Below are 6,978 nucleotides of genomic sequence, written 5' to 3' on the forward strand. Positions count from 1 at the left end.
ACGCCATGATGTTCGAACCGGATGCGTGGTTGCCGGCCAGCGGCCGGCACTACCGGGATGATTTCACGCTTCGCGGATCAGAACCCCATCACACAACCGGTACTGCGCATCAACCACGCCTTCGGGCAGGTCGTCGTGGGTGATCATCAGCAGGCTGCGGCCGTCCAGCAAGCTGGCCAGATCCAGCAGCAGCGCGCGCGCGGTATCCACGTCCAGGCCCTCGGTCGGCTCGTCCAGCAGCAGGATCGGCGCATTGCGCAGCAGCGCGCGCGCCAGTGCCAGGCGCCGTGCCTGACCGGCCGACATGGTCGCGCCGTTCTCGCCCACCCAGGCCTGCAGGCCACCATTGTGCTCGGCCCATTCGCCCAGGCGCACGCGCCGCAGCACCGCCCACAACGCCGCGTCGCTCGCATCGGGATCACCCAGCCGCAGGTTCTCGGCCACGCTGCCGGCAAACACCGGGGCGTTCTGCGGCAACCAGGCCAGCTGCCGATGCCAGTCGCCCTGGGCGAAGTCGCGCAGGTCACGGCCACCGTAGGTCAACCGCCCCTGCTGCGGATCCCACAATCGCAGCAGCAGGCTGGACAGCGTGGTCTTGCCACTGCCGCTGTCGCCGCGGATGGCAATGCGCTCGCCCGGTGCCAGTGTCAGCTGCAGGCCAGACAGCACCGGACGCACCGCGCCTGGCCACTGGAAATGGATGTCATCCCAATGCACGCGCGCCGCCTGCGGCACCGGCTGCGGCGCCTGCGGGTCTTCCACCGTCGGCGGCTGCTCGACGATCGCCTGCAGCCGCGCAGCAGCGATCCGCCCGGACTGCAGTGACTGCCAGGCCAGGCCCATGCCGGCCCACAGTTCGATCAGTGCCACGGTGAGGAACACCAGCCCAGCGGCCATTTCCGGCGCGATGCGCTGCTGTTCGGCCGCATGCAGAGCCAGTGCCAGCATCGCTACCAGACCCAGCCCGGCAACCAGGCCGTGCAGGGTCGAGGCCGCGATCAGGCGCCAGCGACGGCGACGATCACGCGAGGCCAGTTGCTTGGCGGCCACCCGCACCTTCAACTGCCATGCCGTGCTGGCATGCAGTGCGGCCAGATCACCCGCGCCTTCCAGTCCTTCGAACGCGGCGGTGCGCAGCGCAGCGCGATGTGCGGCGCGATCGGCCTCCTCATCGTCATGCCCACGCACGCCCAGCCACGGCACCCCGAAGCTGATCAGCACCGCCAGTACCGCCAGCAGCACAGCCGCCGAAGGCAGGACCACAGCGGCCGAAGCCACCCCCACCAGCGACAACCCACCCAGGGCCAACAGGGGGCCGATGGCGCGCACCAGCAGGCCATCCACTTCGCCGATGTCACCCAGCAGGCGTGCCAGCAGCTCGCCGGTACGCGTCGCGCCCAACCGCGCCGGTGCCAGCGGCAGCGCGCGTCGGAAGAACCACACGCGCAGGTCACGGGCGATGCGCAGGGTCACGTCATGCCCCACCAGTTTTTCGAAGTAGCGCGACGCGATGCGCGCCATGGTCAGCCCACGGATGCCCGCCGAGGGCGTGAAGAAATTGAAGCCCTGGCCGAGGCCGGCGGCACCGGCCAGCGCTGCGGCGGTCAGGAAGCCGCCCGACAACCCCAGCAGGGCGGTGCCGGCCAGCATCGTGGCCCACAGCAGCAGCACGGCCAGCAACAGGCGCGCGCGATGGCGCAGGAATACCGCGCGCAGTGAATCCGGCGAACGACTCATGCGCGCACCGCCTGCGTTGGCTCGACCAGCCGCCCTTCGGGCAGCAGCAGGCAACGGTCGGCCCAGGCAATCACCGCCGGGCTATGGGTGGCGACCACCACGCTGCGCCCGCGCGCATAGGCGGCCAGGCTGCGCAGCAGCGCGGCTTCGGTGTCCGCATCGAGGAAGGCGGTGGGCTCATCCAGCAGCAGTACCTGTGGATCGCGGAGCAGCAACCGGGCCAGGCCGATGCGGCGTGCTTCACCACCGGACAGGCCGAAGCCGCGCTCACCGATCACGGTATCCAGCCCCTGCGGCAGGCGCTGTGCGAACTGCAGCACCTGCGCGGCCTCGGCCACCGCGCGCAGGCGGGCGTCGCTGGCGCCCGGATCGGCCAGCCGCAGGTTATCGGCGATGCTGCCATGGAACAGGTAGGGCCTCTGGCTGGCATAGGCCACCTGCAGCCCCGGTCGCAGCTGCACCCTGCCCGCACGGGGGGGCAGCCAACCGGCCAGTGCTTCCAGCAACGTACTCTTGCCACTGCCACTGGGGCCCACCAGCGCCAGCCGCTGGCCTGGCTCCAGTGTCACGTCCAGGCCCTGCAGCACATCATGCGGCGCGCCCAAGGGACGCAGCATCAGCCCCCACGCCCGCAACGGCGCCATCGCCGCTTCGGCCGGCTCCTGCGGCAGCGGCACCATTTCGTCATCGGCAAGGACAGCTTCTTCCGGCAGCACCTGCAACAGGCGCTCCACTTCAGCGGCCGCAGCCAGCGCGTTGGCACGGTCGTGGTAGTGCGCTGCCAGCCGCCGCAGCGGCGCATAGAACTCCGGCGCCAGCAGCAGGCAGAACAGGCCCGCACCCAGCGTGGGCACCGTCGCATGCAACGACAGCAGGCCCAGATAGCTCAGCCCCAGGTACAGCGCGACCATCGCCACGCTCACCGAAGCGAAGAACTCCAGCACGGTGGACGACAGGAAGGCGATGCGCAGCACCTTCATCGTTCGCACGCGCACGCCTTCTGCAGCCGCTTCGATACCCTCCAGCTCGGCCTCGCCGCGGCCATACAGGCGCAGCAGGCCCAGACCCTTGATGCGATCGGCGAAGTGTCCGCTCATCCGTGCCAGTTCGCCCAGCTGCGCACGGCCGGCCGCTTCGGCACCCCAGCCCACCAGCATCATGAAGAACGGCACCAGGGGCGCGGTGAACAGCAGGATCAGCGCTACTACCCAGTCGACCCAGGCCACTGCCGCGAGGATCAGCACCGGCACCACCACCACTTCGGTGCGCACCGGCAGGAAGCCGCTGTAATAACTCTCGATCGCATCGCCGTGATGCAGCATCAGCTCTCCGAGCTCACCGGTGCGGCGCTGGCGCAGCCACAGCGGCCCATGGCCCAGCAGCCGCGCGAATACGCGCTCGCGCAACGCCAGCCGCGCGGCATCGGCCACGACACCCGCTGCAGCCTGAGTGGCGCTGCCCAGCAGCGTACGCACGATCAGGATCACGACCAGCGTGGCCAGCACCGGCAGGCCCGAGGCCAGTGGTACACGCTCGACCAGCACCTGCTGCACCAGCCAGGCGATGGCGGCCGCCTGGCCGATCAACAGTGCGCCGGACAGGCTGATGCACAACGAGGCCAACCGCTGGCGGCCGCGCGCGGACCGCGCCAGATCGGCCAGCCACGCGCTACGGATGCGCCGCAACCGGGTCGATTCGTCTTCGGAAACAGCGGCGTCAGCAGTCGGTTCGGCAGCGCTCAAGGGTCTTCACAGGCAACAGGGCATTGGCAGGCATTGTAGGCGCAGGCAACAGCCTCCCCCTGCGGCCGGCGGTCGCAGTCCCAGGCGGGTTGGCATACGATCCTCCTGAATACCCATTCATACATTGATCTGGATCAAGGCTGTTTGAAGTAGTCGGTCACATCATTCACCCCGTAGACCACCCTTCCCGCCACCTGCAACGGCACTATCCAACGAGGTAGCCAGGCCATGATTGATCAGACAGTCGTAGAACTGTCGCGGCTGCAATTCGCTCTGACCGCGATGTACCACTTCCTATTCGTCCCCCTCACGCTTGGCCTGTCCTTCATGGTGGCCATCATGGAAAGCGTGTACGTGATGACCCGCAAGCAGGTCTGGCGGCAGATGACCCTGTTCTGGGGTGCCCTGTTCGGCATCAACTTCGCCATCGGCGTAGCCACCGGCCTGGTGATGGAGTTCCAGTTCGGCATGAACTGGTCGTACTACAGCCATTACGTCGGTGACATCTTCGGTGCGCCGCTGGCCATCGAAGGCCTGATGGCGTTCTTCCTGGAAGCGACCTTCATCGGCCTGTTCTTCTTCGGCTGGAAGCGCCTGACTCCGGTCAAGCACCTCACCGTGACCTGGCTGATGGCGCTGGGCACCAACCTGTCGGCGGTGTGGATCCTGATCGCCAACGGCTGGATGCAGAACCCAACCGGTGCGGTGTTCAACCCGGAAACCATGCGCATGGAAGTGGTCGACTTCGCCGCGGTGCTGCTGAACCCGGTGGCCCAGGCCAAGTTCGTGCATACCGTCAGTGCCGGCTACGTGACCGGTGCGATCTTCGTGATGTCGATCAGCGCGCTGTACCTGCTGCGTGGCAAGTACAAGGACATGGCCCGCCGTTCGTTCGCGGTGGCTGCAGCCTTCGGCCTGCTGTCCTCGCTGTCGGTGGTGGTGCTGGGTGACGAAAGCGGTTATGCCGCCAGCGAACACCAGAAGATGAAGCTGGCCGCGATTGAAGCGATGTGGGAAACCGAGCGTGCGCCGGCCGACTTCACCGCCTTCGGCATTCCCAACCAAGACACCCATCAGAACGACTATGCGGTGAAGATCCCGTACCTGATGGGCCTGATCGCCACCCGCTCGCTGGACCAGCCGATTCCCGGCATCCTGGAGCTGGTGGAACGTGCCGAGCACCGCATCCGCGGTGGCCAGATCGCCTACGGCGCACTGGAGCGCGTGAAGAAGGACCGCAACGATCTCGAAGCACGCGAGATGTTCGATCGCCACTGGCAGGATCTCGGCCATGGCCTGCTGCTGAAGCGCTACCGCGAAGACATCCTCAACGCGACGCCGGAGGAAATCTCCAAGGCCGCGATGGATACCGTGCCGCGCGTGGCCCCGCTGTTCTGGACCTTCCGCATCATGGCGGGCCTGGGCTTCTACCTGATCGCCTTCTTCGCGTTGGCCTTCTACTTCTCGTGCCGCAACAACTTCCAGGACAAGCGCTGGTTCCTGCGGTTGGCGGTGTGGTCGCTGCCGGCACCGTGGATCGCGATCGAATGCGGTTGGTTCGTTGCCGAGTACGGCCGTCAGCCGTGGGCTGTGGACGGCGTTCTGCCGACCTTCTACGCCGCATCGGGCCTGGCACTGCATGAAATCCTGACCACGCTGGCGGTGTTCACCAGCTTGTACACGGTGCTGCTGATCATCGAGATCAAGCTGATGCTGAAGGCGATCCGCAAGGGTCCGGACGACATCCTGCCGACGCTGCAGGCCGATATCCGCCCTGTTTCCCCCAATGCAGTCGCCCCCGGCCAGGCCTGAGGCAGGAGAATCCAGATGGAATTCATTGCACTTGATTACACCACGCTCCGCGTGATCTGGTGGCTGCTGCTCGGCATCCTGCTGATCGGCTGGGCCGTGATGGATGGTTTCGACCTTGGCGTCGGCACCCTGTTGCCGTTCGTTGCCAAAACCGATGAAGAACGCCGGCTGGTGATCAATACCGTCGGCCCGGTGTGGGAAGGCAACCAGGTGTGGCTGGTACTGGGTGGCGGTGCGATTTTCGCCGCATGGCCGCCGCTGTATGCGGTCAGCTTCTCCGGCTTCTACCTGGCGGTGTTTGCGATGCTGTTCGGGCTGATCCTGCGCCCGGTCGGCTTCAAGTACCGCAGCAAGCTGCCGTCCAAGCGCTGGCGCGACAACTGGGACCGCGTGCTGTTTGTCGGTGGCCTGCTGCCGGGCCTGATTGCCGGCGTGGCGGTGGGCAACGTGCTGCTGGGTGTGCCGTTCCACTTCGATGACACCCTGCGCGTGACCTACACCGGTTCGTTCTTCGGCCTGCTCACACCGTTCGCGCTCATCGCCGGCCTGATCAGCGTGGCCATGCTGGTTTCGCATGGTGCGGCCATGCTGGTCATCAAGACCGACGGCCCGGTGGCCGAACGTGCCGCACGTTACGGCAGCGTCGCCGCCATCATCAGCTTCGTGCTGTTCGCCGTGGCCGGTGCCTGGGTGGCCTTCGGCCTGCCGGGTTACCAGATCACCTCGCAGGTGGTCACCGATGGCCCGACCAATCCGCTGCTGAAGACGGCCGAGCTGGGCACGGCTGCCGGTGGTTGGCTGCGCAACTACAGCAGCATGCCGGCCACGATCGTGTTCCCGGTGCTCGGCCTGCTCGGCGCGCTGGCCAGTGCGGTGCTGCTGCGTGCCCGTCGTGGTGGCCTGGCCTTCATCGCCTCGGGTGCATCCATCGGTGGCATCATCCTGACTGTCGGCTTTGCGATCTTCCCGTTCCTGCTGCCGTCCTCCAGCCAGCCCACCTCCAGCCTGACCGTCTGGGACAGCTCGTCCAGCCACCTCACGCTGTGGGTCATGCTGCTGGCCACGGCCATCTTCCTGCCGATCATCCTCGCCTACACCACCTGGGTGTACCGCGTGCTGAAGGGCAAGACGACGGTCGAGGACATGGACGACAACCCCAACGCCTATTGATTGCCAGCGTGCCGACCCACGGTCGGCACCTGTCTTGCACACAGGAGATTGAACATGTGGTATTTCGCCTGGATCCTCGGCGCCGGCCTCGCCTCGACGGTCGCCATCCTCAACGGCATGTGGTTTGAAGCCCGCGAGCAGAACCGCATCGAGAAAGAAAATCGTCGCTGAGCTGTAAAAAAGCCTTGCCGCCCTGGTCTTCACACGGTATCTTAGGCGGCTCCTTCGGGGTGTAGCTCAGTCTGGTAGAGCGCTACGTTCGGGACGTAGAGGTCGCAGGTTCGAATCCTGTCTCCCCGACCACTCAAGTGGTCGCATTGAAGCCTGGTGAAGTCTTCCAGGCTTTTTTGTTCCCTGAAGTGGCACTGCTTCGGCAGTGTGAAGAAAACAGCATCCACCCCTTGCCGCCATCGGGGTGAATCGCTAGAATAGGCGGCTCCCTTCGGGGTGTAGCTCAGTCTGGTAGAGCGCTACGTTCGGGACGTAGAGGTCGCAGGTTCGAATCCTGTCTCCCCGA

At 66.2% G+C, this 6,978-nt stretch carries 5 protein-coding genes and 2 tRNA genes; 5 read left to right on the forward strand and 2 right to left on the reverse strand.

From position 1 onward, the window contains the following. Nucleotides 1–63: 63 nt before the first annotated feature. Nucleotides 64–1,737: a thiol reductant ABC exporter subunit CydC gene (cydC, locus tag AC07M7_RS06130; protein ID WP_046986135.1), complete on the reverse strand. Its 1,674-nt coding sequence runs from the start codon at nt 1,735–1,737 to the stop codon at nt 64–66. After that, nucleotides 1,734–3,479, reverse strand: coding sequence for a thiol reductant ABC exporter subunit CydD (gene cydD / locus AC07M7_RS06135; RefSeq protein ID WP_495206954.1), 1,746 nt, complete (start codon nt 3,477–3,479; stop codon nt 1,734–1,736). The genes cydC and cydD overlap by 4 nt, the downstream gene beginning before the upstream one ends. A gap of 228 nt (nt 3,480–3,707) precedes the next feature. Here cydD and AC07M7_RS06140 point away from each other — a divergent pair, with 228 nt between their 5' ends. From AC07M7_RS06140 to AC07M7_RS06160, 5 genes are all read left to right on the forward strand, one after another. After that, nucleotides 3,708–5,291, forward strand: coding sequence for a cytochrome ubiquinol oxidase subunit I (locus AC07M7_RS06140; protein ID WP_006378378.1), 1,584 nt, complete (start codon nt 3,708–3,710; stop codon nt 5,289–5,291). Between the two features lie 15 nt (nt 5,292–5,306). Then, nucleotides 5,307–6,461, forward strand: a complete 1,155-nt coding sequence (gene cydB / locus AC07M7_RS06145) for a cytochrome d ubiquinol oxidase subunit II (RefSeq protein ID WP_495206955.1) — start codon at nt 5,307–5,309, stop codon at nt 6,459–6,461. A 54-nt stretch (nt 6,462–6,515) separates the two neighbouring features. After that, nucleotides 6,516–6,632 carry a cytochrome bd-I oxidase subunit CydX gene (gene cydX / locus AC07M7_RS06150; RefSeq protein WP_005410354.1) on the forward strand — a complete coding sequence of 39 codons (117 nt, stop codon included), beginning with the start codon at nt 6,516–6,518 and terminating at the stop codon, nt 6,630–6,632. 55 nt (nt 6,633–6,687) lie between these two features. After that, nucleotides 6,688–6,764, forward strand: a tRNA-Pro gene (locus AC07M7_RS06155). Between the two features lie 140 nt (nt 6,765–6,904). Beyond that, a tRNA-Pro gene (locus AC07M7_RS06160) sits at nt 6,905–6,978 on the forward strand.

It is taken from the genome of Stenotrophomonas sp. GW821-FHT09E08 (assembly GCF_059416125.1).

Bases quoted from the DNA above. Each gene is read 5' to 3' on its own strand.
- cydB (WP_495206955.1), top strand. From the start codon at position 5,307: ATGGAATTCATTGCACTTGATTACACCACGCTCCGCGTGATCTGGTGG.
- AC07M7_RS06140 (WP_006378378.1), top strand. From the start codon at position 3,708: ATGATTGATCAGACAGTCGTAGAACTGTCGCGGCTGCAATTCGCTCTG.
- cydX (WP_005410354.1), top strand. From the start codon at position 6,516: ATGTGGTATTTCGCCTGGATCCTCGGCGCCGGCCTCGCCTCGACGGTC.
- cydC (WP_046986135.1), bottom strand. From the start codon at position 1,737: ATGAGTCGTTCGCCGGATTCACTGCGCGCGGTATTCCTGCGCCATCGC.